The 24898-nt window shown below is 74.4% G+C and carries 26 protein-coding genes; 25 read left to right on the top strand and 1 reads right to left on the bottom strand.

Annotated features, from left to right (window positions below):
- Positions 1-316: 316 nt before the first annotated feature.
- From rsmD to ACYQ02_RS02695, 3 genes are read left to right on the top strand one after another with little or no spacing between them, the layout of a single operon-like run.
- The gene (gene rsmD, locus ACYQ02_RS02705) at positions 317-892 is read left to right on the top strand and encodes a 16S rRNA (guanine(966)-N(2))-methyltransferase RsmD (protein WP_460038896.1); all 576 of its coding nucleotides are present in this window, start codon (positions 317-319) and stop codon (positions 890-892) included.
- Positions 889-1380 (top strand): pantetheine-phosphate adenylyltransferase, encoded by a 492-nt coding sequence (gene coaD / locus ACYQ02_RS02700; RefSeq protein WP_460038895.1) that lies wholly within the window; start codon positions 889-891, stop codon positions 1378-1380. The genes rsmD and coaD overlap by 4 nt, the downstream gene beginning before the upstream one ends.
- Positions 1377-1979 carry an ATP synthase subunit B family protein gene (locus ACYQ02_RS02695; RefSeq protein WP_460038894.1) on the top strand — a complete coding sequence of 201 codons (603 nt, stop codon included), beginning with the start codon at positions 1377-1379 and terminating at the stop codon, positions 1977-1979. The genes coaD and ACYQ02_RS02695 overlap by 4 nt, the downstream gene beginning before the upstream one ends.
- Positions 1980-2079: 100 nt before the next feature.
- Here the strand turns inward: ACYQ02_RS02695 and ylbJ are convergent, their stop codons facing one another.
- On the bottom strand, positions 2080-3291 hold the full coding sequence (gene ylbJ / locus ACYQ02_RS02690; RefSeq protein ID WP_460038893.1) for a sporulation integral membrane protein YlbJ: 1212 nt from the start codon (positions 3289-3291) through the stop codon (positions 2080-2082).
- Positions 3292-3639: 348 nt separating this feature from the next.
- Here ylbJ and ACYQ02_RS02685 point away from each other — a divergent pair, with 348 nt between their 5' ends.
- The 22 genes from ACYQ02_RS02685 (at position 3640) to rplS (ending at position 24839) form a co-directional block, all read left to right on the top strand.
- Complete coding sequence (locus ACYQ02_RS02685) at positions 3640-4488, top strand: S16 family serine protease (protein ID WP_460038892.1); 849 nt, start codon at positions 3640-3642, stop codon at positions 4486-4488.
- A gap of 175 nt (positions 4489-4663) precedes the next feature.
- A complete protein-coding gene (locus ACYQ02_RS02680) occupies positions 4664-5248 on the top strand; it encodes a YceD family protein (protein WP_460038891.1) in 585 nt (194 codons plus the stop codon).
- Positions 5229-5408: a 50S ribosomal protein L32 gene (gene rpmF, locus ACYQ02_RS02675; RefSeq protein WP_460038890.1), complete on the top strand. Its 180-nt coding sequence runs from the start codon at positions 5229-5231 to the stop codon at positions 5406-5408. The genes ACYQ02_RS02680 and rpmF overlap by 20 nt, the downstream gene beginning before the upstream one ends.
- A gap of 291 nt (positions 5409-5699) precedes the next feature.
- Positions 5700-6461 (top strand): transcription factor FapR, encoded by a 762-nt coding sequence (gene fapR / locus ACYQ02_RS02670; protein ID WP_460038889.1) that lies wholly within the window; start codon positions 5700-5702, stop codon positions 6459-6461.
- Positions 6458-7513 carry a phosphate acyltransferase PlsX gene (plsX, locus tag ACYQ02_RS02665; RefSeq protein WP_460038888.1) on the top strand — a complete coding sequence of 352 codons (1056 nt, stop codon included), beginning with the start codon at positions 6458-6460 and terminating at the stop codon, positions 7511-7513. Before fapR ends, plsX begins: the two co-directional genes overlap by 4 nt.
- Positions 7485-8780 (top strand): beta-ketoacyl-ACP synthase III, encoded by a 1296-nt coding sequence (locus ACYQ02_RS02660; RefSeq protein ID WP_460038887.1) that lies wholly within the window; start codon positions 7485-7487, stop codon positions 8778-8780. The genes plsX and ACYQ02_RS02660 overlap by 29 nt, the downstream gene beginning before the upstream one ends.
- Positions 8777-9712: an ACP S-malonyltransferase gene (fabD, locus tag ACYQ02_RS02655; protein WP_460038886.1), complete on the top strand. Its 936-nt coding sequence runs from the start codon at positions 8777-8779 to the stop codon at positions 9710-9712. Before ACYQ02_RS02660 ends, fabD begins: the two co-directional genes overlap by 4 nt.
- Before the next feature lie 94 nt (positions 9713-9806).
- Positions 9807-11264 carry an ISLre2 family transposase gene (locus ACYQ02_RS02650; protein ID WP_460038723.1) on the top strand — a complete coding sequence of 486 codons (1458 nt, stop codon included), beginning with the start codon at positions 9807-9809 and terminating at the stop codon, positions 11262-11264.
- A 90-nt stretch (positions 11265-11354) separates the two neighbouring features.
- Positions 11355-12104 (top strand): 3-oxoacyl-[acyl-carrier-protein] reductase, encoded by a 750-nt coding sequence (fabG, locus tag ACYQ02_RS02645; RefSeq protein WP_460038885.1) that lies wholly within the window; start codon positions 11355-11357, stop codon positions 12102-12104.
- Between the two features lie 108 nt (positions 12105-12212).
- Positions 12213-12452 (top strand): acyl carrier protein, encoded by a 240-nt coding sequence (gene acpP / locus ACYQ02_RS02640; protein ID WP_006905001.1) that lies wholly within the window; start codon positions 12213-12215, stop codon positions 12450-12452.
- 87 nt (positions 12453-12539) lie between these two features.
- Entirely contained in the window at positions 12540-13802 is a 1263-nt protein-coding gene (fabF, locus tag ACYQ02_RS02635) for a beta-ketoacyl-ACP synthase II (RefSeq protein ID WP_460038884.1), read from the top strand.
- The gene (gene rnc, locus ACYQ02_RS02630; RefSeq protein WP_460038883.1) at positions 13792-14892 is read left to right on the top strand and encodes a ribonuclease III; all 1101 of its coding nucleotides are present in this window, start codon (positions 13792-13794) and stop codon (positions 14890-14892) included. The genes fabF and rnc overlap by 11 nt, the downstream gene beginning before the upstream one ends.
- 136 nt (positions 14893-15028) lie before the next feature.
- Positions 15029-15289 carry a stage V sporulation protein S gene (locus tag ACYQ02_RS02625; RefSeq protein ID WP_460039033.1) on the top strand — a complete coding sequence of 87 codons (261 nt, stop codon included), beginning with the start codon at positions 15029-15031 and terminating at the stop codon, positions 15287-15289.
- 102 nt (positions 15290-15391) lie between these two features.
- Complete coding sequence (gene smc / locus ACYQ02_RS02620; protein WP_460038882.1) at positions 15392-19042, top strand: chromosome segregation protein SMC; 3651 nt, start codon at positions 15392-15394, stop codon at positions 19040-19042.
- Entirely contained in the window at positions 19039-19974 is a 936-nt protein-coding gene (gene ftsY, locus ACYQ02_RS02615) for a signal recognition particle-docking protein FtsY (protein ID WP_460038881.1), read from the top strand. The genes smc and ftsY overlap by 4 nt, the downstream gene beginning before the upstream one ends.
- A 266-nt stretch (positions 19975-20240) precedes the next feature.
- The gene (locus ACYQ02_RS02610; protein WP_460038880.1) at positions 20241-20969 is read left to right on the top strand and encodes a sigma factor-like helix-turn-helix DNA-binding protein; all 729 of its coding nucleotides are present in this window, start codon (positions 20241-20243) and stop codon (positions 20967-20969) included.
- Positions 20970-20971: 2 nt separating this feature from the next.
- Positions 20972-22309 (top strand): signal recognition particle protein, encoded by a 1338-nt coding sequence (ffh, locus tag ACYQ02_RS02605; protein WP_460038879.1) that lies wholly within the window; start codon positions 20972-20974, stop codon positions 22307-22309.
- 199 nt (positions 22310-22508) lie between these two features.
- Positions 22509-22781, top strand: a complete 273-nt coding sequence (rpsP, locus tag ACYQ02_RS02600; RefSeq protein ID WP_460038878.1) for a 30S ribosomal protein S16 — start codon at positions 22509-22511, stop codon at positions 22779-22781.
- Between the two features lie 115 nt (positions 22782-22896).
- The gene (locus tag ACYQ02_RS02595) at positions 22897-23154 is read left to right on the top strand and encodes a KH domain-containing protein (protein ID WP_460038877.1); all 258 of its coding nucleotides are present in this window, start codon (positions 22897-22899) and stop codon (positions 23152-23154) included.
- The gene (gene rimM, locus ACYQ02_RS02590; protein WP_460038876.1) at positions 23151-23654 is read left to right on the top strand and encodes a ribosome maturation factor RimM; all 504 of its coding nucleotides are present in this window, start codon (positions 23151-23153) and stop codon (positions 23652-23654) included. The genes ACYQ02_RS02595 and rimM overlap by 4 nt, the downstream gene beginning before the upstream one ends.
- Before the next feature lie 27 nt (positions 23655-23681).
- Positions 23682-24449: a tRNA (guanosine(37)-N1)-methyltransferase TrmD gene (gene trmD / locus ACYQ02_RS02585; protein ID WP_460038875.1), complete on the top strand. Its 768-nt coding sequence runs from the start codon at positions 23682-23684 to the stop codon at positions 24447-24449.
- 48 nt (positions 24450-24497) lie between these two features.
- On the top strand, positions 24498-24839 hold the full coding sequence (rplS, locus tag ACYQ02_RS02580; RefSeq protein ID WP_460038874.1) for a 50S ribosomal protein L19: 342 nt from the start codon (positions 24498-24500) through the stop codon (positions 24837-24839).
- The last annotated feature ends 59 nt before the right edge of the window (positions 24840-24898 follow it).

Genomic DNA, 24898 nt, shown 5'->3' with positions numbered 1-24898 from the left:
AGGTCGGAGGGTTGGGGGGCGGGCGGGCGATCCCAGCGGTGCCCGCCCCCGGCCCTGACCCGTTCCACGATGGTGTGGGTGGCAACGTAGCCGGTGTCCCGCGGCGCCCGCACCGGTCCCGGCACAAAGCAAACGGCGGGGCGCTGGCGCGTCCCCGCCGCTTGCCGGGAGAGGAGAAACCGGAGGAAGAGCCTTGGGGAGGATCCGTGACGGATTGGCCTCCGCAGCTCTTGCAGTCGATAATATGGAGGAGCCGGGCGGCCCCTATGCGTGGGCGACGGGGGCCCGCCCGTGGTAATTTCAGGGAGGCCCGGCGGTGCGGGTGACGGGAGGCCGGTGGCGGGGCCGGCGGCTCAAGGTGCCGGCGGGGCGGCAGGTTCGTCCCACCACGGACCGGGTGCGCCAGGCCTTGTTCAACATCCTGGGGCCGGCCGTGGAAGGGGCCCGGGTGCTCGACCTGTTTGCAGGCACGGGCAGCCTGGCCATCGAGGCCCTGAGCCGGGGAGCCCGTTCGGTCCTCTGCGTGGAGGCGGACCCGCGGGTGGTGGCCGTCTTGCGGGAGAACCTGCGCACCGTGGGCGCGGGCACCGAGGAGGCCGCCGTGTGGCGGCAGGATGTCTTCGCCGCCGTTGCGAAACTTGCGGGCGGTTCGCGGGTGTTCGACCTGATCCTGGCCGACCCGCCCTATCGCCAGGGTCTCGCCGCCCGGGTGGTGGACGCCGTGGCCGAAAGGGGCCTCCTGGCCCCGGGCGGCTGGCTGGTGGTCGAACACGATCCCCGCGAGGCCCTGCCCGAGCAGGCCGCGGGGCTGGAGCGCCAGGCGCCCCGCCGGTACGGCGACACGGCCCTCAGCCTCTACCTGGCGCCCGCGGTGGAAAGGAGAGTCCCATGACCATCGCCCTTTGTCCGGGGAGCTTCGACCCGATCACCAACGGGCATCTGGACATCATCGAGCGGGCCAGCCGGCTGTTCGACCAGGTGCTGGTGACGGTCTTCGTCAACTCGTCCAAGCAGCCCTGGTTCACCCCGGAGGAACGGGTGGAACTGGCGCGCCGGGCCACGGCCCATCTGCCCAACGTCACCGTCGACGCCTATGACGGCCTCCTGGTGGAGTACGCCCGCCAGAAGGGGGCGCGGGTCATCGTCAAGGGGCTGCGCGCCGTCTCCGACTTCGAGTACGAGTTCCAGATGGCGCAGATCAACAAGCACCTGGCCGGGGAGCTGGAGACCCTGTTCATGATGACCCGGCCCGAGAACGCCTACCTGAGTTCCAGCATCGTCAAGGAGCTGGCCCGTTACGGGGTGGACCCGGCCGGCCTGGTGCCGGAGCCCGTCCGCCCCGCCTTGGCGGCCCGGGCGGCCGAGCGGAGGAGGCGATGACGGTGGCCGAGCACGAGCCCGCCCCGGAACGCGACCTGTACGTGCTGATCCGGGACTTCGAGCAGTTCGTCCACCACGCCAGCCGGGTGCCCCTGACGGGCAAGGTGATCCTGGACGAGGACGACGTCTACTCGTTCCTCGACCACCTGCGCCGCCTGGTGCCGGAGGAGATCGACCGCGCCCGGCGGCTCCTGGCCGACCGGGACCGGCTGCTGGAGCAGGCCCGGGCCGAGGCGGAGGCGATGGTCAAGCAGGCCAGCGGCTACGTGGAGCGCATGGCCCGCGATTCGGAGATCACCCGCAAGGCGGAGGAACAGGCCCGGCGGCTGCTGGCCCAGGCCGAGGCCCGCTCCCGGGAGGTCCGGGCCTCGGCCAACGCCTACGCCGCCGACGTGCTGGACCGGCTGGAGGGCATCCTGCGCAAGGCCCTGGCGACCGTCAGCGAGGGGCGGCAGGAGCTGCAGGCCATCCTCCGGGCGGCGGGCGCCGCGCCGGGCCAGGCCGCAGCGGCCGCCCGGGAGGCGGCCTCCGCCCAGGACGACGAGCCGGGCCCCGGCGGGCCCGGCTCGGAACCGTGGGAGGCGGAGGACGCCGATTGAAGCGGGGTGGCCGGGCCGGGACCGGAGCGGCCCACCGGGACGCCGGCGCCGGCGCCCGGGCCGGGACCGGAACGGCCGGTTCGTCCCGACCGGACTGAACCTACCGGGCGCTCGACGCGGGGCGGGCCCGCAACAGCTGGGTGACCGCCGCTAGGGCCGCCAGCCCGCCCACCGCCACGACGAAGTGCACGGTGCCCGAAAGGAGCCGCGCCAGCCAGGCCCCCGGCCCCGTGGCGGCCCAGGCCAGGGCCGGCAGGAAGGTCGGCGCGGCCACGGGGAACCAGGCCAGCCAGAGGGCGGTGAAGGCGCCGGCGGCCACCGCATGGAACACCCGGGCCGCGATGTAGGGCCCGATGCTCAGGTCGGTGCCCTGGATGATCGCTGCCACCTGGGCGTGCACCGAGAGCCCGCTCCAGGCGATGACGGCGCCGGCGATCACCAGGCGGTCGAACAGCGGGGCCGGCGCCTGGGCCGCCGCCTGGGTGCCCAGGGTGAGCTCGAAGAGGCCGCTGATCAGGGACCGGGTCAGGGACGGGTCCAGGCCCAGCGGGTGCAGGACCAGGAGGAACAGGCCGCCGACGGCCGCCAGGATGCCCGCCCGGTCGAGCACCTGGATGACCACCGACATCAGGATGATCAGCCCGCCGACCAGCAGCAGGGTGTTGATGGAGTCGCGCACCGCATCGCCCAGGACCTGGCCGAAGGGGCGGCCGTCCTGGCGCCGGGCGTCGACCATGGCCCGCCAGGCCCGGGCCAGTAGCCAGCCGTCTTGCTCGCCCAGGGCTTCGCTGCGGTCGGCGCCGCTGCGCCAGAAGCGCAGGACCAGCCCGGTCGCCAGGGCGCCCAGGTAGTGGCCCGCCATGATCGGCCCGCCCACGGCGGCGGTGCCGAACATGCCCACGGCCACGGCGCCGGCCATGAACAGCGGGTCGGCGGTGTTGCTGAAGCTCATGAGGCGCTCGGCCTCGGTCTTGCTGAGCAGCCCCTGCTTGCGCATCCGCGTGGTGATGACCGCGCCCAGGGGATAGCCGCTGGCCAGGCCGACGGCCACGACGAAGGCGCCGGCGCCGGGGACGTTGAACAGCGGGCGCATCAGGGGCTCCATCAGCACGCCCATGAAGTGGACCACGCCCAGGGCCATCAGGATCTGGGCCCCGATGAAGAAGGGGAGCAGGGCGGGAAAGACCACGTCCCACCAGACCTTGAGGCCGGCGACGGCGGCGGAGAAGGCCGTCTCGGGGTAGACGACCATGGCGACCACCAGGCCGACGACGGCCGTCACCAGAAGATGGGTGAGGGGTGACTCGCGCACGGGCACTCCCCCGTAGCGAACCGGCCCCATCCGGGACACCGGATGCGGACCGGCCGGGTCCCGCCGCTCCGGGCCGGTCTCCATGGGTGGGCAGCCGGCGCCGGCGGGTCATCGTCCCGGCGACCGCCCGGCGGGCCGCCATCCCGGCGCGGCCCGGCCCGATGCCGGCCGGTCGCGTGCCGCCCGGCCGGGCGGGCCGGAACACCGGCCCGGCGGGCGGCCCTCGCATGCCCGGTGGTGGGGCGCACCAGCATGTATATGGACGGCCCGGACCCCGTATACCGGCGGCCCAGGGGGAACGGCACCGCACCGGATGCGGGTCGTTGGCCGGGGAGGTGGCAGGCCCCGATGGCGGCGTACGGGGGTAGGGAAGGAGGATCGCCGGCGGGCGCCGCGGGCCCGCGGGATCGGGGCCGGGGCACCGCCACCGTCACCGGCCGCCGTGGCCGCGGGGTCGCCAGACCCTGGCCGGTGGCGTGGCGGGGCCCGGCGTCCTTCCTCCTGGCCCTGACCCTCGCCGCCGCCCTGGGGCTCGGGGCTGCGCGCCTCCCCGTACCCTGGCTGCTGATGGAGCCGGGCGTGGCCCTTCCCGTGCCGGTGCGGGTAACCAGACCGGCCGGCGGGGCCCATCTGGTGGAGACGTCTTTTTGGCTGGTCACCGTGGCCGCGCGGCCGGCCCGGCTGGGCGACGCCTGGTTGGCCTGGCGGGATCCCCGGCGGGCGCTGGTAGCCAGGGCCGCCCTGGGCGGGGAGACCCTGGACCAGGTGGTGGCCGCCCAGCGGGCGGCCCTGGCGGCCAGCAAGGCGGCCGCCGGTCAGGCCGCCGCCAAGCTCCTCGAGATCCGGCCCGCCCCGTCCGTCGACTTCGTGCTGCCGTCCGACGTGGCCGGCCCCTCCGGAGGCCTGGCGCTGGGCCTGGCCGCGGTGGACGCCCTGGCCCCCGGAGACCTGGCGGGCGGCCTGAGGGTCGCGGCCACGGGGACCCTAACCCCACAAGGGGCGGTGGGACCCGTGGAGGGTGTCGAGCTGAAGCGCCTGGCGGCCGCCGAGGAGGGCCTGGACGTCCTCTTCGTCCCCGCGGCTGCGCCCGGCGGCGGCGCGGGCGGCGCGGGACCCATGGTCGTGCGGGTGACGAGCCTGGCGGAGGCCGTTCGGTGGCTGTGCGCGCACGGCGGCCGGGGCGCTCCCTGCCCATGAGCCGGGGACGCGGCCGCCGGGCGTGGCAGCGGGCCGGTCCTGGGCCACCGGCGGGCCGCCCGGCCGGTCGTGGGCCAACCGCCGGGCCGCCCGGCCGGTTCGTCCGCCGGGGCTTTTGACACCCCTGGCGAGCCTTTCTATAATGATCCCGTTGCGTAGCGAGGGACGTGCGAACATGGCCGATCCGCTGGTCATCGACATCGAGCCGCTGACCCGCCAGCGCGGGTTGCAGTCCTCGGGCACGGTGGTGGCGCCCATCGATCCCATCCCCGTGCCGGGTGGGGACATCGCCGCCGAGGGCCCGGTCCGGCTGAAATACCGGCTCACCCACACCGGCGAGGGCCGCATCTGGCTGGAAGCGGACCTGGCCGCCCGGGCGCGGCTCACCTGCGACCGGTGCCTGGAGGCCTTCGAGACGGAGCTGCACACGAGGTACGAGGAGGAATTCCGCCCGCGGCCGGCCGGCGCCGGCGCGGAGGAGGAGCCCGACGACGCGGGGGAGACGCGGGTCGCCTATTACGACGACCACCACGTCGACCTGCGGGAGGGCATCCGGCAGAACCTGATCCTGGCGGTGCCCGCCAAGCAACTTTGCCGGCTGGGCTGCCAGGGCCTGTGTCCCCGCTGCGGCAAGAACCTGAACGAAGGGCCCTGCGACTGCCGGGAGGAGGCGCTGGATCCCCGGCTGGCGGCCCTGGACCAGTGGTTGCGCGAGCACGGCAAGGGGGAGGAAGGGGACCATGGCGGTTCCGAAGCATAAGACGTCCAAGGCCCGCCGGGACAAGCGGCGGACCCACTGGAAGCTGTCGGCGCCGGCGGTGGTCGAGTGCCCGCAGTGCCATCAGCCGAAGCGGCCGCACCGGGTGTGCCCCAACTGCGGCTACTATGACGGGCGGGTGGCGGTGCAGAAGGAGGCCTGAGGCCGGCCGGCGAGCCGGCATCGGGGCCGGCACCGAGGCCGCCGGGTTGGCCGGGCCGCCGGCGGCGCCGGCCGCCATCGCGACGCCATCGGGACATCATCATCATGGCGATCATCATGGCGCCGTCCTGGCGGGCAGACCCCCGGGGCGGCGCCTTCGTATTGGGCCGGCCCGGCACCGGCCTGGCTGGAAGGGTTTTCCCGGCTTGGCACGGGGACCGGGCTCGCGTATACTGGCGGTAGTTTTGCTCGGGTCCTAAGGGCAGCTATTATGACCGGGGGTTATCATCAGGTGACAAATTTCGAGCCTCCCCTTTCCCTGGCCCATCCACAGACCGTGGCCGGGACCGGCGCCGGGGCCGGCCGGAGCGCGCCCGGGACGTCGAACCCGTCGCCTCCCAGCCCGTCGCCGGCTCGCACCGGGGCCGGCGGGGCTCTATCGCCCCGGGACGGCCGCGACTCCCGGGCCACCCGCCAGGCCCGCCTGCTGCAGCTCCTGCAGGAGAACCCCTTCCTCACCGACGAGGAGCTGGCCGAGCGCTTCCGCGTCAGTGTGGCCACCATCCGGCTGGACCGGATGCGCCTCGGCATCCCGGCCGTCCGGGAGCGGGTCCGGGCCGTGGCCGAGCGGGTCCACGGGCGGGTGCGGGCGCTGCCCCTGCGGGAGATCGTCGGCGAGCTGGTTGACCTGGAGCTCGGCCGCTTCGGCATCTCCATCCTGCAGACGACCCCCGAGATGGCCTTTGCCCGGACCCGGATGGTGCGCAGCCAGTACATCCTGGCCCAGGCCGACTCCCTGGCCCTGGCCGTGGTCGACGCCGAGCTGGCCTTCACCTCGGTGGCCAACGTCAAGTACAAGAAGCCCGTCCAGGTGGGCCAGCGCCTGGTGGCCAAGGCCGTGGTGCTGCGCCACCGGCGGGACGGCGCGCCCGTGGTGCTGGTGCAGACTCGGGCCGGCGACGACGTGATCTTCCGCGGCAAGTTCGTCGTGCAGGTGCTGGCGGACGAACCGGCCGCGGCGCCGGTCCCGGCACCCGGGGAGGGACGGCCATGACGGGGATCGAACCCGGCACGGCCCGCCGCTGGCGGATCGCCGTCGACGCCATGGGCGGCGACGGGGCGCCAGCCGTCCCGGTGGCCGCGGGGTTTGAGGCGGCACGCCGCTGGCCGGTGGACATCCTCTGGGTCGGACCCCAGGACCGGGTGGCGGCGGAGCTCCACCGGCAGGGGGCCGGATCGCCGCCGCCGGGCCGGATCGTCCACGCCTCCCAGGTGATCGAGGCCGAGGACGCGCCGGTGGCGGCCCTGCGGCGCAAGCAGGACTCCTCCATCGCCGTGGGGATGCGCCTGGTCCGGGACGGAGAGGCCGATGCCTTCGTCTCCGCCGGCAGCACCGGGGCGGTCATGGCCGCGGGCAAGCTGCTGCTGGGGACCCTGGCCGGCGTCGCCCGCCCGGCGCTGGCGGCCGTGCTTCCCACCTTGGACGGCCGCGGCTTCTTGATGCTCGATCTGGGCGCCAGCGCCGAGGCCGACCCGGAGCAGCTGCTCCAGTACGCCCTGATGGGCGCCGTCTACGCCCGGCAGGTGCTGGACCGCCCCTCCCCCAAGGTCGCCCTGCTCAACATCGGCAGCGAGGCCGGCAAGGGCAACCGGCTCTACCGCGAGACCCATGACCGGCTGGCCCGCAGCGGGCTCGACTTCGTGGGCAACGTGGAGGCCCGCGACCTGCTGGCGGGCGTGGCCGACGTGGTGGTCTGCGACGGCTTCACGGGCAACGTCGCCCTCAAGGCCATGGAAGGAGCCGGCCAGGCCTGCTGGCAGCTGCTCAAGGCCGAGGTGGCGCGCCGGCCCCTCGCCAAGGTGGCCGCCCTGCTGTTGCGCCCCGTGCTGGTGGGCGTGCGCCGGCGGCTGGACTACGGCGAGTACGGAGCGGCGCTCTTCCTGGGCCTTGACGGCCTGGTGTTCAAGTGCCACGGCTCGTCGGACACGCGGGCCTTCGCCAACGGCATCGGCGTGGCGGTGAAGGCGTGCCAGGGACGCCTGCTCCACCGCATCGGCGAGTCCATCGGCAAGGAGGATGGTGAAGCCCTTGGTCGCGGCCGGTAGAGGGGTGACCATCGCCGGCATCGGCGCCTGCGTGCCGCCGGTGGTGGTGACCAACGACCACCTGGCAGAGGTGGTGGACACCGACGACGAGTGGATCCGCACCCGGACGGGCATCCGCCAGCGGCGGGTGGCCGATCCGTCCATCGCCACCTCCGACCTGGCGGAGGTGGCCGCCCGGCGGGCCCTGGAGGAGGCGGGGGTCCGCCCGGACCAGGTGGACCTGATCATCGTCGCCACGGTCACGCCGGACATGCCCTTCCCGTCCACCGCCTGCCTGCTCCAGGACCGCCTGGGGGCGACCCGGGCGGCCGGGTTCGACCTGGAGGCGGCCTGCTCGGGGTTCGTCTACGGGCTGGCGGTGGGCGCCCAGTTCGTCGCCGCCGGCCTCTACGACACCGTGCTGGTCGTGGGCGCCGAGACCCTGTCCAAGATCATCGACTGGAGCGACCGGCGCACCTGCGTGCTGCTGGGTGACGGGGCGGGGGCCGCCGTCTTGCGCCCCGCCGCGCCGGGCGAGGGGATCCTGGGCCTGTACCTGGGGGCCGACGGCTCGGGCGGTGACCTGCTCAAGCAGCCGGCCGGCGGCTCGCGGCTGCCCGCGTCGCCGGAGACGGTCGCCCGGGGCCTGCACTTCGTCCAGATGAACGGGCGGGAGGTCTTCAAGTTCGCCGTCAAGACCATGGGCGATGCGGCCCAGGCGGCCCTGGCCCAGGCCGGGCTGACCTTCGAGGACGTCGACCTGTACATACCCCATCAGGCCAACTACCGCATCATCGAGTCCTCGGCCCGCCGGTTCGACCTGCCCCTAGACCGCGTGGTGGTCAACATCGACCGGTACGGCAACACCTCCGCCGCTTCGATCCCCGTCGCGTTGGACGAAGCCCTGTCTGCGGGGCGGGTCCGGGCCGGCCAGAGGGTGCTGCTGGTGGCCTTCGGCGGCGGGCTCACCTGGGGCGCGGCCGTTCTGCGCTGGGGCTACGACCGGCCGGGCGCCCGCCCCTTGGAGATGCCGGGGCACGAGCCCGAGTACCGCCTGCCGGATTGGATCCGGGAGCAGGCCGCCCGCGGGCGCGCCCGGCAAGAGGGGTCGAACCCGCCCGCCGTCGCCGCTCCGGCTCCGGCCTCGGCCGTGGGGGCGCCGGGCGACGCAGGGGAAGGCGCGGCATCCGCGGACGAGGGGGCGCCGCAAGCGGCCCCGGATCCGGCCGCCGTGGCGGCGACGGGAGCGCCGCGGGGCGGGGCGGCGGGGGGAGGTGAGGTCCGGTGAGCGCGACGGCCGTGGTCTTCCCGGGGCAAGGCGCCCAGTACGTCGGCATGGGTCGGGACCTGTACGAGCGGTTTCCCGAGGCGCGCCAGGTCTTCGCCGAAGCGTCCGAGGCCGCCGGCTTCGACATCGCCCGCCTGTGCTTCGAAGGGCCCGAGGAGCAGCTGCAGCTCACCGAGTACCAGCAGCCGGCCCTTTTGGCCGTCGGGGTGGCGTGCTGGCGGGTGCTGGAGGACCGCGGCCTAGAGCCCGCCATGGCGGCCGGGCTGTCGCTGGGCGAGTACGGCGCCCTGGTGGTGGCCGGCGTCCTGGAGCTGGCCGATGCCGCCCGCGTGGTGCGGCTGCGGGGAAGGTTCATGCAGGAGGCGGTGCCGCCCGGTGAGGGTGCGATGGCGGCCTTGCTGGGGCTGGACGCGGAGGCGGTGGAGGAGCTCTGCCGCCGGCTGATGGAGGCCGGTGCCGGCGTGGTGGAACCGGCCAACTACAACTGCCCGGGCCAGATCGTTGTGGCGGGCCAGCGGGCGGCGGTGGAGGCCGCCGTCCAGCAGGCGCGGGAGGCCGGCGCCCGCAAGGCGGTCCTGCTGCCCGTCAGCGCCCCCTTCCACTGCCGGCTGATGGAACCGGCTGCCCGCCGGCTGGCCGAGGTGCTGGCGGAGGTCCCCTTCCGGCCGGCGCGGATCCCCGTGGTGGCGAACGTGACCGCGGAACCCGTGACCGATCCTGAGCGGATCCGGGAGCTTCTGGTTCAGCAGGTCGACCACCCGGTGCGCTGGGAGCAGTCGGTGCGGCGGATGCAGCAGGAGGGCATCACGCGGCTGGTGGAGATGGGGCCGGGCAAGACCCTGACGGGGTTCGCCCGCCGCATCGACAAGGGCCTGGAGGCCGTCCCCGCTGGCACGGCGGAGGAGGATCCTGACTGCCTAAAGTTTCGGTAGGTGCTGGGAGGTCCAAAAACGAAGGAGAGACCTCACCAGGTTGTCCCACGGGGGACAACGGTTCACCCCGCTCAAGGTGGAGGTGAGGTCTCTCATGTGGGTATTTCGCCAACTGTTTGAGATCACCTTGCGGCTGGCCCAGGTGGTGGAGAAGGCGCTTCGGGAGGCGCCGGACTTTCGGGCGCTGGAATACGAGGTGGCCCAGGGGACGCAGGATGCGGCCCGGCAGCTTCTGGCCACGGCGCTAGAGGCGCTGGATCAGCAGCTGATGGAGCAGCGGGATCGGCAGCGGTGGAAGTCGGTGAACCGGCAGGCACGTAGCCTGCTGACGTGGTTTGGGGAGATCCGGTGGGAGCGGCGGTATTACAAGGACCGGCACAGCGGGGAGCGGCGGTTTTTGCTCGATGAGATGCTGGGGCTGGAGCCGCGCCAGCGGTACTCCCCCCTGGTGCGGGAGTTGGGGACGGAGCTGTGCACCCAGGTGCCGTTTGGGGCCGCGGCGGCATGGCTGGAGCGGGTGACGTGCGGGAGCGTGCGGCTGAGCCCGATGGCCCTGTGGGCGGACGTCCAGGCGGCTGGGGCCCTCGCGGACCGGGAGGCCAAAGCGCAGCGGAACGCGGTTTTTGATCGGGGCGACGTTCCGGCCGGGCGCCGGGCCGCGGCGGCCGTGGACATGGAGTTTGACGAGTTGCTCGTCCGGGGCCGCCGTCGTGGGCCGGATGGGAAGAAAGAGCGGATCGCGCTGATGCATGCCGTGGCGTATGAGGGCAAGGCGACCGATGCGCGCGGGCGGACGGTGCTGAAGAACCGGCGGGTGCACGTGACGGTGGGTGAAGGGACGGCGTCCATCGAGGAGGCGCTGGCGGCCTTTGCAGGGGAGTGGGATTGGTCGCGGGTCGGCCAGTGCACGGTGGGGGGCGACGGGGCACCGTGGATCCGCAAGGTGCTGGAGTACCTTCCGCGGGCTTCGTATCGCCTCGATCCGTTCCACCTGAAACGGGCCATGCGGCGGGGGCTGCGGCACGACGCGGAAGCCCACCAGCAGCTGGCGGAGGCCCTGACCGAGGGCAAGCCGTGGGCCGAGGTGGAGGCGATCCTGAAAGCCGCTGCCCGGCGGGCGCGGGGCGAAGCGCGCGAGCGTGTCCAAGAACTGAAGCAGTACTTGAAGAACCACTGGGACGGCATCGTCGCGAACCCGGAAGCCCGGCGGCTGGGCGCGATCGAGGCGGAGAACTATCACGTGCTCGCTCGGCGGATGAAGCGGCGCGGGGCAGCGTGGAGCGAGCGAGGGGCCCGGCACCTGGCCCGCCTGTTGGCGGCTCGAGCGAACAACGAACTCGACCGCTTTACCCGGCCGGCCTGGCGTCGGCGCCATGGGGGGCCCGCCCCGTCGGCGCCCCAACGCGCGGTCCTCCGCCACCCGCCGTCCCTGGCGGAACTCGAAGAGGCTGCCACGTGGCTGCGAGCCCGGATTCCGGCGCTCTACGGGCCGCACTCGGACCGAGAGTGGGTGCGGGTGCTCCGCCGCCTGGCAAGCCCCTCTGTGGCATAACGGAGAAACCGACCGGGGGATCCGCCTATCGAAGCTTGACGCGGTCGAGATCCTGGCGCTGGTTGCCCGTCCTGAAGGGGGTCTGCTAGCATGAACCTTGATCGCCGGGTGGCCCTGGTCACCGGCGGCTCCCGCGGCATCGGGCGGGCCATCGCCGAGGCCCTGGCGGCGGCGGGGGCCCGGGTGGCCATCAACTACCGAGCCTCGGCGGAGGCCGCCGAGGCGGTGGTGGCCGGGATCCGGGCCCGGGGCGGCGAAGCCGTCGCCTTCCAGGCCGACGTGGCCGACGGCGACCAGGCGACGCGCCTGGTCGAACAAGCGGCCGAGGCCTTCGGCGGCCGCCTGGACATCCTGGTCAACAACGCCGGCATCACCCGGGACGGCCTGATCCTGCGGATGAAGCCGGAACAGTGGGACGAGGTGCTGAACACCAACCTGCGCAGCCTGTTCTTCACCTGCAAGGCGGCGGCGCGGGTGATGTTGCGGCAGCGCTCGGGGCGGATCATCAACATCACGTCGGTGGTGGGCCTGACCGGCAACGCCGGCCAGGCCAATTACGTGGCGGCCAAGGCAGGGGTCGTGGGCCTGACCAAGGCCCTGGCCCGGGAGCTGGGGTCCCGCGGCATCACCGTCAACGCCATCGCCCCGGGCCTGATCGCCACCGACATGACGGGCGAGCTGGCGGCGGAGTACCGCGACGCCCTCGCCCAGCGCATCGCCCTGGGGCGGCTGGGCACGCCGGAAGACGTAGCTCACGCCGCCGTTTTTCTGGCTTCCGACGGGGCCGCCTACATCACCGGCCAGGTGCTGGTGGTGGACGGCGGGCTGTCCCTGGGCTGACCCGGCGGACTCCGGGCACCCCCGGCGGGACCGGCGTCCCGCCGCCGGGACCGGTGGATCCGGCCGCGGCGCCATCCGGCACCGCGGAGGGGGAAAGGAGGTGGCAACATGGCAGACGAGGCCCTTTTCCAGCGGGTCAAGGCCATCATCGTCGAGCAGCTGGGGGTCGATGAGGCCAGCGTCACCCCGGAGGCCCGGTTCATCGAGGACCTGGGGGCCGACTCGCTGGACATCGTGGAGCTGATCATGGCCCTCGAAGAGGAGTTCGACCTGGAGATCCCCGACGAGGATGCGGAGAAGATCGCCACCGTGGGGGATGCGATCCAGTACATCGAGTCCCACAAGTGATCCCGCCGGGTGGCATCCCCGCGGCGGCCGCGGCGCCCCGCCTCCGGGCGGGGCGCCCGCCGGCCGGAAAGGAGTGGAGGAGCCTGTATGCGGCACCGCGTGGTGATCACCGGTGTCGGGGCCGTCACGCCCCTGGGCATCGGCGTGGAGGCCCTCTGGGAAGGGGTGCTGGCCGGCCGCTCGGGCATCCGGCGCATCAGCCGGTTCGACCCGTCGCCGTTCCCGTGCCAGATCGCGGGTGAGGTGCCCGACTTCGACCCCACCGCCTTCATCGACCGCAAGGAAGCGCGGCGGATGGACCGCTTCACCCAGTTCGCCATGGCCAGCGTGGCGATGGCCCTGGCGGACGCCGGGATCGATCCGGCGGCCATGGACGGGCGCCGGCTGGGCGTGCTGATGGGCACCGGCATCGGCGGCATCGAGACCTTCGTCGAGCAGGCCGCCGTGATGGCCGAGCGGGGCCCCGATCGGGTGAGCCCCTTCTTCATCCCGATGATGATCGCCAACATGGCGGCCGGCCAGGTGGCCATCCGTTACGGGGCCCGGGGGCCCAACAGCACCGTGGTGACGGCCTGCGCGGCCTCGGCCCATGCGGTGGGCGAGGCGTTCCGCATCCTCCAGCGGGGCGAGGCCGACGTCATGATCACCGGCGGGGCGGAGGCGGCCATCGTGCCCCTGGGGCTGGCGGGCTTCTGCGCGATGAAGGCCCTCTCGACCCGCAACGACGCCCCCCAGGCGGCCTCGCGGCCCTTCGACCGGGGCCGGGACGGCTTCGTCATGGCGGAGGGGGCCGGGGCGCTGATCCTGGAGACGCTGGAGCATGCTCGCCGGCGGGGGGCCCGGATCTATGCCGAGATCATCGGCTACGGGACGACGGCCGACGCCCACCACATCACCCAGCCGGCGCCGGGCGGGGAGGGCGGGGCCCGGGCCATGGAAGCGGCCATGGCCGACGCCGGCCTCGACCCGGCCGACGTGGACTACATCAACGCCCACGGCACCTCCACGCCCCAGGGGGACGTGGCGGAGACCCAGGCGATCAAGCGGGTCTTCGGTGACCACGCCTACCGCCTGGCGGTCAGCTCGACCAAGTCGATGACCGGCCACCTGCTGGGCGCCGCGGGCGCCGTGGAGTCGATCCTGACCGTCCTGGCCCTGCGGGACGGCGTGCTGCCGCCCACCATCAACCTGGAGGACCCCGACCCGGAGTGCGACCTGGACTACGTGCCCAACCAGGCGCGGCCGCGGGCCATCCGGGTGGCCCTGTCCAACTCCTTCGGCTTCGGCGGGCAGAACGCGTGCCTGGCCTTCCGGCGGTTCGAGGCGGGGGCGGAGGACCGTGGCGGCTGACCGGGCAAGCCGGCCCGCGGGCGGGGTGAACGGCGCCCTGCCCGAGAACGGCGCCGTGGAGGCCGCCGGCCGGGGGGCGCCGGGCGCAGGGGACGATCCGGCGGCGGCGGAGACCGGGCTTGGGCCGGCCTCGCCGGTGGCCGACGGGGGGACGAACCCGCCCGGGGAGGCGCCGGGACCAGCGGCGCCGGCCCCGAGCCGGTTCCCGCGGGCCGGGGAGCCGGGCTGGCTCGAACCCGTGGCCGCCCTGGCGGGGGTGGAACCCGCCCAGCCCGAGCTCTTCCTGGAGGCCCTGACCCACGCCTCCTACCGCGCCGAGCACCCGGACACCGCCGGTTCGGACAACGAGCGGCTGGAGTTCTTAGGGGATGCGGTCCTGAACCTGTGCGTCACCGACCACATCTTCCGCACCTACCCCCAGCGGCCCGAGGGCGAGCTGAGCAAGCTGCGGGCGGCCGTGGTGCGGGCGGAGACCCTGGCGGCCACCGCCCAGCGCCTGGGGCTGGGCGAGCTCCTGCGCCTGGGGCGGGGCGAGGAGGCCACCGGCGGCCGCCAGCGCCCGTCGGTCCTGGCCGACGCCTACGAGGCGATGGTGGCGGCGGTCTACCTCCAGGCGGGGCTGGAAGGGGCCCGCGCCTTCATCCTGCGCACCCTGGGCGACGACATCCGCCGGCTGGCCGAGAGCTCGGGCGCCTGCGACGACCCGAAGACCGCCCTGCAGGAGGCGTCCCGCCGCCTGGGCCTGGGCGAGCCCAGCTACCGGGTGGTCGATGCCGCCGGCCCCGAGCACGACCCCCGTTACACGGTGGAGGTGCGGGTGGGCGGCCGGCCGCTGGCCCAGGCGGTGGGACGCAGCAAGAAGGTGGCCGAGCGGGAGGCCGCGCGGCTGGCCCTGGCCCAGCTGGAGGAACCGGGCGGCGCGGGCCCGGCCCGCGGCCCCGCTGGCGCAGGCCCGGCCGGTGGCCCCGGCGGCACAGGCCCGGCCGGTGATCCCGCCAGCGCGGCTGGCCCCGCTAGCGGGGGTGGCTCCGGTAGCGCCGGTGGCTCGGGCGGCGCCGGGGGTTCCGGCGGCCGGGCGAGCTGCGGCTGAGGCGCGGAACGGAAGGAACCGCATCCCATCCCGCCGAAACATCCCCCGAGACCTGCCTGCGTAGAGGGTCGCCAGCAAAGCCATTGGTTCCACCACAGCCGTTTCCATGGCTCGCTCTGGGGGAGGAGTCGCCGTGGTGCAGGTGCTGAGGGTCTCGGCCAATTCGCGGCCCAAGGCGGTCGCGGGGGCATTGGCCGCCGTGCTGCGGGAAGACGGCACCGCCGAGGTGCAGGCCATCGGCGCCGGGGCGGTCAACCAGGCGGTGAAGGCCATCGCCATCACCCGGGGTTACGTGGCCCCCAACGGCATCGACCTGGTGGTCATCCCGGCCTTCGCCGACATCGAGATCGACGGCCAGCAGCGCACGGCCATCAAGTTCATCGTCGAGCCCCGCTAGCCATCGCCCGGCGCCCCGGGCCGCCCGGGGCCGGGTTCGTCCGACCGACCTGCCCGTTGGACCCCGTGCCACGGCAGGTTTTTTTCTGTCGGGGAGGCCACCATGTACCTCAAACGGCTGGAACTGTACGGGTTCAAGTCTTTCGCCGACCGCACCCGGCTGGAGTTCGGGCCGGGGGTCACGGCCATCGTCGGCCCCAACGGCAGCGGCAAGAGCAACCTGGTCGACGCCGTCCGCTGGGTCCTGGGCGAGCAGAGCGCCCGCCAGCTGCGGGGCAGCAAGATGGAGGACGTGATCTTCGCGGGCACCGCCACCCGCAAGGGCGTCGGCCTGGCCGAGGTCGTCCTGGTCCTGGACAACGAGGACGGCCGGCTGCCCATCGACTACAGCGAGGTGACGGTGGCGCGGCGGGTCGACCGGGCCGGCGGCAGCGACTACCTGCTCAACGGCCAGCGGGTGCGGCTGCGGGATGTGCAGGAACTGCTGTACGACACCGCCATCGGCCGGGAAGCCTATTCGGTGGTCGGGCAGGGCAAGATCGACGAGATCCTCAGTGCCCGGGACGAGGACCGCCGCGGCCTCTTGGAAGAGGCGGCGGGCATCACCCGCTTCAAGATGCGGAAGAAGGAGGCGCTGCGGCGGCTGGAGGACGCCGAGCACCGCCTGCTGCGGCTGGGCGACATCCTGCGGGAACTGGAGGATCGCCTGGACGGCCTGACGGACCAGGCGCGGCGGGCCCACCTCTATCGCCAGTGGCGGGACGAGCTGGCCGAGCTGGAGGCCCGCATGGTCACGGCCCAGGCCGTACAGGCCCAGCGGCGCCTGGACGAACAGGCCCGGCGCCTGGAGGGGGTGCGCCAGCAGCTGGCGGCGGCCCGGGCCCGGCTGGTGACGGCCGAGGCGAGCCGCGACCGGTTGCGGGCGCAGGCCCGCGCCCAGGAGGAGCGGCTGGAGGCGGCCCGGGCGGCCCTGGCCGAGGCCGAGCGGGCCCTGGAGGGGGTCCGTACCCGCCTGGCCGTGCTGGAGGAACGGGCCACCCACCTGGAGGAGCGCCAGCGGCAGCTGGCCCGGCGGGCCACGGAGCTGGCCGGCCAGCGGGCGGCCCGGGTGGCCGGGGCGGAGGAGGCGGCCCGCCGCCACCAGGCCCTGGTCGCCGAGCTGGAGGCGGCGCGCCGGGAGGAGGCCCAGGCCCGAACGGCCGTCGACGAGGCGGCGCGGGCCCTGGAAGCGGCCGAGGCGGCCCTGGCCGCCGCCCGGGAGGCCCACCTGGAGGCCCTGCAGGAGGCCAGCCGGCTGCGCAACGAGCAGCAGGCGCGGCAGCGGGAGCGGGCCCAGGCGGCCCAGCGGGCCCAGCGGCTCAGGGACCGGCTGGCGGGCCTGGAGGCCGAGGCGGCCCGCCTGGCGGAGGCCGAGCGGGCCGCCGGGGCGGAGCTGGAACGGCTGGCCGCCGCCGCTGCCGAGGCCGGGCGCCAGGAGGAGGACGCCCGCCGGGCGCTGGCCGCCGCCCAGGACGAGGCCCGGGCGGCCGCCCGCGAAGCCCAGCAGTTGCGCCAGCAGGCAGGGGAGGCTGGGTCCCGGCTGCGGGTCCTGGAGGAGATGGAGCGGGACCACGAGGGCTTCTTCGCCGGGGTGCGGGCGGTGCTGGCCGGCCGGGATGCGGGCGAGCCGGCCTTCCGTGACGTCGTCGGGGCGGTGGCCGAGCTGATCCGGGTGGAGCCCCACCTGGAGCGGGCGGTGGAGGTCGCCCTGGGACCGGGGCTGCAGAACCTGATCACCCGCACGGCGGCCGGCGCCGAGGCGGCCATCGAGGCCTTGAAGCGGGCCCGGGCCGGGCGGGCCACCTTCTTGCCCCTGGACACCATCCGGCCCGCGGCGCCGGCGGAGGCCGACCGGCACCTGGACCGCCAGCCCGGTGCGGTGGCCTGGGCCATCGACGCCGTCCAGTTCGACCCGTCCCTGCGGCCGGCCCTGGCCCACCTGCTGGGACGGATCCTGATCGCCGAAGACCTGCCCGCAGCGCGGCGCCTGGCGGCGGCCAGCGGCCAGCGCTACCGCATCGTCACCCTGGACGGCGATGTCATTCACCCCGGGGGCGCCATGACCGGCGGCCACGACAACCGCCGCCAGGAGTCGGCGGGGCTGCTGGCCCGGCGCCGCCAGGTGGAGGCCCTGCGGACGCGCATCGAGCAGCTGGCCGCTGCCCTCGCCCAGGCGGAGGAACGCCGCCGGCGGGCGGAGGAAGCGGCGAGCCGGGCGGCGGCCGCCCTCGAAGAGGCCCGCCGGCGGCGGCAGCAAGAGGCCGTGGCCCGGGCCCGGCTGGAACAGCAGCGCCAGGCGGCGGCCCAGCAGCGCCGGCAGGTGGAGGCGACCGCCCTGGACCTGCAGGCCGAGCTGGACGAACTGGCCAGCGCCGCAGGCCCCGAGGAGGCGGCGGCCGGCCAGGTGGAGGCGGCCGAGGAACGGGCCCGGCAGGCGGCCGCGGCCGTGGCCGCTGCTGAGGCTGCGGTGCGGGAGGCCCGGGCCCGGCGGGACGAGGCGGCGGCCGCCCTGGCCCGGGCCACCGCCCGGGTGGAAGGGCTGGCCCGGGAGGGGCGCCTCCTGGCCGAACAGGCCCAGCGGGCGCGCCAGGAGACGGAGCGGCTGGACGCCGAGGCGGCCCGCTGGCAGGAGGAGGCGGGTCGGCTCGAGCGGGAGCGGGCCGAGCTGGGCGACCAGCGGGAGCAGCTGCAGGTGGCGGCTGCCGAGCACGAAGCCCGGGTGGACGCTTGCCGCCAGGACGTGGAGGCGGCGCGCCAGGAACGGGACCGGCTGGCGGCCCAGCTGGAGGCGGTGGAAGGGGAGGTCGTGGCCGCCCGGGCCGAGCTCGACCGCCTGGCCGAGGATTTGCGGCGGCTGGAGGTGGAGGCGGCCCGGCTGGAGACGGAGCGGGACCGCCTGGTGGCGCGGCTGGCCGAGGACTACGGCGTGCAGGAGGTGCCCGACGAGCCGCCACCCGGCTGGCAGGAGGGGGAACGGCGGGCCGCCGAGCTGCGCCGGCGCATGGCCGCCTTGGGCGAGGTCAACCTGGCGGCGGTGGAGGAGCACGAGCGGGTGTGCCAGCGCTACGCCTTCCTCGAGCAGCAGTACCGCGACCTCCAGCAGGCGCGGGAGGCCTTGCGCACCGTGCTGGCCGAGATGGACCGGGAGATGGAGCGGATCTTCCGGGTCACCTACGAGCGGCTGCGGGTGGAGTTCCGGCAGGTCTTCCGCGAGCTCTTCGGCGGCGGCCACGCCGACCTGGTGCTGGGCGAGGGCGACGCCCTGGAGGCCGGCGTCCAGGTGGTGGCCCAGCCCCCGGGCAAGCGGCTGCAACACCTGTCCTTGCTGTCCGGCGGCGAGCGGGCGCTGACGGCCATCGCCCTGCTCCTCGCCCTGATCCGGGTCAAGCCGACGCCCTTCTGCCTGCTGGACGAGATCGACGCGGCCCTGGACGACCGCAACGTGGACCGGTTCGCCCGCTACCTGCGCCGGTTCACCGGCACCCAGTTCATCGTCATCACCCACCAGAAGGGGACGATGGCCGCCGCCGACACCCTCTACGGCGTCACCATGCCGGAGTCGGGTGTCTCCCGGGTGGTGTCGGTGCGCCTGGCCGAGGTGGCGGCCGGGGGTGAGACGCCCGCCCGGCCACCGGGCGACGCCCGGCCAGCGGGGGACGGGGGCGCCGCCCTTTTCGAGGGTCGAGAGGACCGAGAGAGGAAGGTCGCACCATGATCTGGAGCAAGCTCAAGGCGGGCCTGGCCCGGACCCGGGAGCAGCTGGCCGGGCGGATCCGGGCCGTGGTCCAGGGCGCGTCCCTGGATGAGGCCCTGTACGACGACCTGGAGGCCGTGCTGATCACCGCCGACGTGGGGGTGGCGACGACCCAGCGCCTGCTGGAGCGGTTGCGGGAGCGGGTGCGGGCCGCCGGGGTGCGGGATGCGGCGGCGGTGCCGGGGCTCCTGGCCCAGGAGATGCAGGCCATGCTGGAGGCCGTGGCGGCGCCACCCGCCCGGCCGGGCACGGGGGCGGCGCCCCTGGTGATCCTGGTGGTGGGCGTCAACGGCAGCGGCAAGACGACCACCGTGGGCAAGCTGGCCGCCCGCTACCGCCAGGAGGGCTACAAGGTGGTCGTCGGCGCCGCCGATACCTTCCGGGCCGCCGCCATCGACCAGCTGGAGCGCTGGTGCCAGCGGGTGGGGGCCGACCTGGTCCGCCAGCACCCGGGTGCCGACCCCGCGGCCGTCGCCTTCGACGCCCTGCAGGCAGCGCAGGCGCGGGGCGCCGACGTGCTGCTGGTCGACACCGCCGGCCGGCTCCACACCCGGGTCAACCTGATGGAGGAGCTGCGCAAGACCCAGCGGGTCCTGCAGCGCCTGGACCCGACGGCGCCCCACGAGGTGCTGCTGGTCCTGGATGCCACCACCGGCCAGAACGCCCTGGCCCAGGCGCGCCACTTCACCGAGGCCGTCGGGGTGACGGGGATCGTGTTGACCAAGCTGGACGGCACGGCCCGCGGCGGCATGGCCATGGCCATCGCCGACGAGCTGCGCCTGCCGGTGAAGTGGGTGGGGACCGGCGAGGGCGCCGACGACCTGGCGCCCTTCGACCCGGCTGAGTTCATCCGGGCGCTGTTCGAGGGGACGCCCGCCGAGGCGGGGGCTTGACCGTAGCCGCGCCCGTGGCAGCGGCGCCGGTGCCGGGCGCGGCCTCCGCGGGGTTTGTGGCCCAGGTTTCCGGCCCTGGTTTCTGGCCGGAGTTGCCGGGCGGGGTTTCCGGTCGAGGTTTCCGGCACATTGTCAAGGAGTTTTGCTTGACACGCCCTGAGCCGGTGGCGTACCATGGCTGGCGGTGCAGCCGGCCGGGCGGGGGCGCCGGGCTCCGGTTCCGCGGCCATCGTGCCCCCGCCGGGTCTGGGCCGGGGGGCGCGAGCATGGCCAGAGACAAGGGGACCGGCCGCGGCGAGGGAGCCGGCCACGGCCGGCTCGACCGGGGCGGGGACCGGCAGGCCGGCGGAGCCGGTACCGGTCTTCCACCGGCGGGCGAGGCCGTCCCGGCGGCCGCTGGGGCCATCCCGGTGGCCGGTCCCGGGGCCGAGCCGCCCGCCGCGCGGCCGGACGCCCGGACCCGGTCGGGCGGCGACGGCGACGACGGTGGCGATCCCCTGGAGCGAAGCCTGCGCCTGCACGGCCTGTACGACCTGTACCGCGGGCTTTTGACCCCGCGCCAGCAGGACGTCTTCGAGCTCTACCACTGGCAGGACCTCTCGCTGGGGGAGGTGGCCGAACACCTGGGCATCTCCCGCCAGGCGGTCCACGACCTGCTGCGGCGTGGCGAGGCGCTGCTGGAGGAGGCCGAAGGCGCCCTGGGCCTCGGCGCCTGGCGGCAGCGGGCGGCCGGCCAGCTGGAGCGGCTGGAGGCGCTGCTGGCCGATGCGGCGGCCCAGGCCGGCTCCGGGGGCGGAGGCGGTGCGGCCCGGCTGGTGGACCGGCTCGAACAGGCCCTGCGGGTGGTGGACCGGCTGCGGCGGGACCTGCAGGCCGGACCCCAGGGGACCGGCCAGGCCGGGCGGGCCGGGCCGGGGCCCGGGCCGGGGAACCGCCCTGCGGCCGGCCCCCGAGAGGGTGGGCGCGGGCCGGGGAACGAGCAAGGCGAGGTGTGAGCATGGCCTTCGAGGGCCTGGCGGAGAAGCTCCAATCGGTCTTCAAGCGGCTGCGGGGCAAGGGCAAGCTCACCGAGGCCGACGTCGAGGCGGCGCTGCGGGAGGTCCGCCTCGCCTTGCTGGAAGCCGACGTCAACTTCAAGGTCGTCAAGGACTTCATCGCCCGCGTCCGGGAGCGGGCGGTGGGCCAAGAGGTCCTGGAGAGCCTGACCCCCGCCCAGCAGGTCATCAAGATCGTCCACGACGAGCTGACCCAGCTGATGGGCGGGCAGCACGCGCGGCTCGACCTGGGCGGCGAGCTGCCGGCCGTGGTCCTGCTGGTGGGCCTTCAGGGCTCGGGCAAGACGACCACCGCCGCCAAGCTGGCCCGGCTGCTGGCCAAGCAGGGGCGGCAGCCGCTGCTGGTGGCCGCCGACGTCTACCGTCCTGCGGCGGTGGAGCAGCTGGTCGCTCTGGGCCAGCAGGTCCAGGTGCCCGTCTACGCGCCGGGCACCGATCGCGATCCGGTGGACATCGCCCGGGAGGGGGTGGCCGAGGCCCGGCGCCGGGGCCGGGATGTGGTGCTGATCGATACCGCCGGCCGGCTGCACATCGACGACGCCCTGATGGAGGAGCTGGAGCGCATCCGGCAGGCGGTGGTACCGCGGGAGATCCTGCTGGTGGTCGACGCCATGACCGGCCAGGACGCCGTCAACGTGGCCGAGACCTTCCACCGGCGCCTGGGCATCGACGGCGTCATCCTGACCAAGCTGGACGGCGACGCCCGGGGCGGTGCGGCCCTGTCGGTGCGGGCGGTGACGGGGCGGCCGATCAAGTTCGCCGGGCTGGGGGAGCGGGTCGACCAGCTCGAACCCTTCCACCCGGAGCGCATGGCCTCCCGCATCCTGGGCATGGGCGACGTGCTCTCGCTGATCGAGAAGGCCCAGGCGGCCTTCGACGCCCAGCAGGCCCAGCGGCTGGAGCGCAAGCTGCGGGAGCAGGCCTTCGACCTGGAGGACTTTCTCGAGCAGCTGCGCCAGGTGCGCAAGATGGGGCCGCTGGACCAGCTGCTGGCCATGATCCCCGGGCTGGGCAGCCGGCTCAAGGACGTGACGGTGGACGAGCGGGAGCTGCGCCGGATCGAGGCGATCATCCAGTCGATGACGCCCGAGGAGCGCCGCCGGCCGGAGATCATCAACGCCAGCCGGCGGCGGCGCATCGCCCTGGGCAGCGGCACCCGGGTGCAGGACGTCAACCGGCTGCTCAAGCAATTTGCTGAGACCCAGCGGCTGATGAAGCAGATGGCCGGGGCGGCCCGCCGCGGCCGGCGGGGGCTGGGCCAGCTGCCCTTCCCCCGATAGCCCCGTGGGGGCCGTCGCGCCGGCGGTCCCGCCGGGGCGGCGGCCCGCCGGGCCGGCGGTCCCCCGGCGCGATCCCAGCCGGGGGCACGGTGGCGGGAGGCCGCGGGCGTGGAGTCGCCAGCGCGGCCGACCCCGCCTGGGAAGCCGCTGCGGTGAAGTCGCGAGCGACGCTCGAGAAAAGACTGCGAGGTGATGGGGCGTGGCGCTGCGCATGCGCCTGCGCCGGATGGGCGCCAAGAACAACCCCTTCTACCGGGTGGTGGTGGCCGACGCCCGCTCGCCGCGGGACGGCCGGTTCGTCGATGAGATCGGTTACTACAACCCCACGACGGACCCGGCGACCATCAAGATCAACGAGGAGAAGGCCATCGAGTGGCTGCGCAAGGGGGCCCAGCCCACTGACATGGTGCGGGTGCTCCTCAAGCGCACCGGCGTGCTGGAGAAGTGGCAGCAGAAGCGGGCCGGGGCCTGAGCGGCGACCCGTGGGCCCGGACCCGGGACCGGCGACCGGCGCCCCCCGGTCGGCGGTCGGTCGCGGTGCGGCCCGCCTGGGTTCGCGGCCCGGGAGGCGATCGAGGTGACGCGGGATGAAGGACCTGGTGGAGTTCCTGGCCCGCTCGCTGGTGGATCACCCGGACCAGGTGCGGGTCAACGAGGTGGCGGGCGAGCAGACGGTCATCCTCGAGGTGCGGGTGGCGCCCGAGGACGTGGGCAAGATCATCGGCAAGCAGGGCCGCATCGCCCGCGCCATCCGCACGGTGGCCCGGGCCGTGGGCGCCCGCGCCGGCAAGCGGGTCGAGGTGGAGATCCTGGACGGGGCCGGGCGGGGGACGGCCGGCCGGTGACCCTGGCCGCCATCCTGGCGCCTTGGGGCATCCGCGGCGAGGTCAAGGTCGACCTGCTGAGCGACGATCCCCAGCGGCTGCGGCCGGGCCTGGAGGTGCTGGTCGCCCCGCCCGACGGGGCACCGGCCCGGCCCGACCGGGTGGAGTGGGCCCGGCCCCACGGGCGGTTCTGGCGGGTCAAGCTGGCCGGCTGCCCCGACCGAACCGCGGCCGAGGCCCTGCGGGGTGGGGCGCTGCAGGTCCCCGAAGACCGGGTCCCGCCCTTGCCGCCGGGGCAGTACTACGTCTTCCAACTGGTCGGGCTCGAGGTCTTCGACGCCCAGGGCCAGCCGGTGGGCCGGGTGCGCGATGTGCTGCGCTACCCCGCCAACGACGTCATCGTGGTGGAGGGCATGGGTGGGCGGGAGTTCCTGATCCCGGCGATCCGGCAGGCGGTGGCGGCCATCGACCTGGAAGGCGGCCGGTTGCTCTTGGGGGATCTGCCGGGGCTGCTGGACTGAGCCGGAGGGCCGGCAAGGAGGCACGGCGTGCGCATCGACGTCCTCACCCTGTTCCCGGAGATGGTCCGGGCCCCCCTGGAGACCAGCATGATGCGGAAGGCCCGGGAGCGGGGCGCCGTCCGGTTGTACGTCCACAACCTGCGGGATTGGGCCGAGGGCAAGCACCACGTTACCGACGACCGGCCCTTTGGCGGCGGTCCGGGGATGGTGCTGAAGCCCGAGCCCATTTTCCGGGCGGTGGACGAGCTGCTGGGACCCGGGGGTGCCCGGCGGCGCGGGCCTGGGGTGGAGTTCATCCTGCTCGCGCCCCAGGGACGGACCCTGACCCAGCAGGTGGCGGCGGACCTGGCCCGGCGGCACTGGCTGGTGCTGCTCTGTGGCCACTACGAGGGCGTCGACGAGCGGGTGCGGCAGGCCCTGGTGACCGACGAGATCTCCATCGGGGACTACGTGTTGACCGGCGGCGAGCTGGCCGCCCTGGTGCTGATCGACGCCGTGGTGCGGCTGCTGCCGGGGGTCCTGGCGGAGGGGGCGGCCGAGCAGGACTCCTTCAGCAGCGGGCTGCTGGAGGGGCCCCAGTACACCCGGCCCCGGGTTTACCGGGGCATGGCGGTGCCCGACATCTTGCTCAGCGGCGACCACGGGGAAGTCGCCCGCTGGCGCCGCCAGCAGGCCCTCTTGCGCACCCTGGAGCGGCGGCCCGACCTGCTGGAACGGGTGGCCCTGACCCCCGAGGACCGGCGTTTTCTCGCGGAAGCGGCGGCTCGGCTGGGGAGGAACCGGCCGCCGGTGTGATATAATCCCGCCGTGGTTTCAACGGTGGACCGAAGGAGCGGAAGCGGGATGGACCTGATCAAGAGCCTGCAACAGGAGTACATGAAGCAGGACGTGCCCGAGTTCGGCCCCGGCGACACGGTGCGCGTGCACCTCAAGGTCAAGGAGGGCGGCCGGGAGCGCATCCAGGTCTTCGAGGGGACGGTGATCGCCCGGCGGGGCGGTGGCCTGGACGAGACCTTCACCGTCCGGCGGATCGCCTCGGGCGTGGGCGTGGAGCGGGTGTTCCCGTTGCACTCGCCCGCCATCGAGCGCATCGAGGTGACGCGGCGCGGCAAGGTGCGCCGGGCACGGCTGAACTACCTGCGCCAGCTCCGCGGCAAGGCGGCCCGGATCAAGGAGAAGCGGTGACGGTCGCGACGGCGGCCGGTTCGTCCAAGGACTGGGTTTCCAGTCCTTTTTCTCATTTG

The organism is Thermaerobacter litoralis, from assembly GCF_054654595.1.
This window is presented reverse-complemented; position numbering and strand designations above follow the sequence as displayed.

What these genes read in the sequence shown, in the direction of transcription:
- rplS (WP_460038874.1), top strand. Translation starts at nt 24,498, where the DNA reads ATGGACCTGATCAAGAGCCTGCAACAGGAGTACATGAAGCAGGACGTG.
- ACYQ02_RS02695 (WP_460038894.1), top strand. Translation starts at nt 1,377, where the DNA reads ATGACGGTGGCCGAGCACGAGCCCGCCCCGGAACGCGACCTGTACGTG.
- ACYQ02_RS02595 (WP_460038877.1), top strand. Translation starts at nt 22,897, where the DNA reads ATGAAGGACCTGGTGGAGTTCCTGGCCCGCTCGCTGGTGGATCACCCG.
- ACYQ02_RS02680 (WP_460038891.1), top strand. Translation starts at nt 4,664, where the DNA reads ATGGCCGATCCGCTGGTCATCGACATCGAGCCGCTGACCCGCCAGCGC.
- ACYQ02_RS02610 (WP_460038880.1), top strand. Translation starts at nt 20,241, where the DNA reads ATGGCCAGAGACAAGGGGACCGGCCGCGGCGAGGGAGCCGGCCACGGC.
- ACYQ02_RS02685 (WP_460038892.1), top strand. Translation starts at nt 3,640, where the DNA reads ATGGCGGCGTACGGGGGTAGGGAAGGAGGATCGCCGGCGGGCGCCGCG.
- plsX (WP_460038888.1), top strand. Translation starts at nt 6,458, where the DNA reads ATGACGGGGATCGAACCCGGCACGGCCCGCCGCTGGCGGATCGCCGTC.
- fabF (WP_460038884.1), top strand. Translation starts at nt 12,540, where the DNA reads ATGCGGCACCGCGTGGTGATCACCGGTGTCGGGGCCGTCACGCCCCTG.
- fabG (WP_460038885.1), top strand. Translation starts at nt 11,355, where the DNA reads ATGAACCTTGATCGCCGGGTGGCCCTGGTCACCGGCGGCTCCCGCGGC.
- acpP (WP_006905001.1), top strand. Translation starts at nt 12,213, where the DNA reads ATGGCAGACGAGGCCCTTTTCCAGCGGGTCAAGGCCATCATCGTCGAG.
- ffh (WP_460038879.1), top strand. Translation starts at nt 20,972, where the DNA reads ATGGCCTTCGAGGGCCTGGCGGAGAAGCTCCAATCGGTCTTCAAGCGG.
- rpmF (WP_460038890.1), top strand. Translation starts at nt 5,229, where the DNA reads ATGGCGGTTCCGAAGCATAAGACGTCCAAGGCCCGCCGGGACAAGCGG.
- ftsY (WP_460038881.1), top strand. Translation starts at nt 19,039, where the DNA reads ATGATCTGGAGCAAGCTCAAGGCGGGCCTGGCCCGGACCCGGGAGCAG.
- ACYQ02_RS02660 (WP_460038887.1), top strand. Translation starts at nt 7,485, where the DNA reads ATGGTGAAGCCCTTGGTCGCGGCCGGTAGAGGGGTGACCATCGCCGGC.
- smc (WP_460038882.1), top strand. Translation starts at nt 15,392, where the DNA reads ATGTACCTCAAACGGCTGGAACTGTACGGGTTCAAGTCTTTCGCCGAC.
- ACYQ02_RS02650 (WP_460038723.1), top strand. Translation starts at nt 9,807, where the DNA reads ATGTGGGTATTTCGCCAACTGTTTGAGATCACCTTGCGGCTGGCCCAG.
- coaD (WP_460038895.1), top strand. Translation starts at nt 889, where the DNA reads ATGACCATCGCCCTTTGTCCGGGGAGCTTCGACCCGATCACCAACGGG.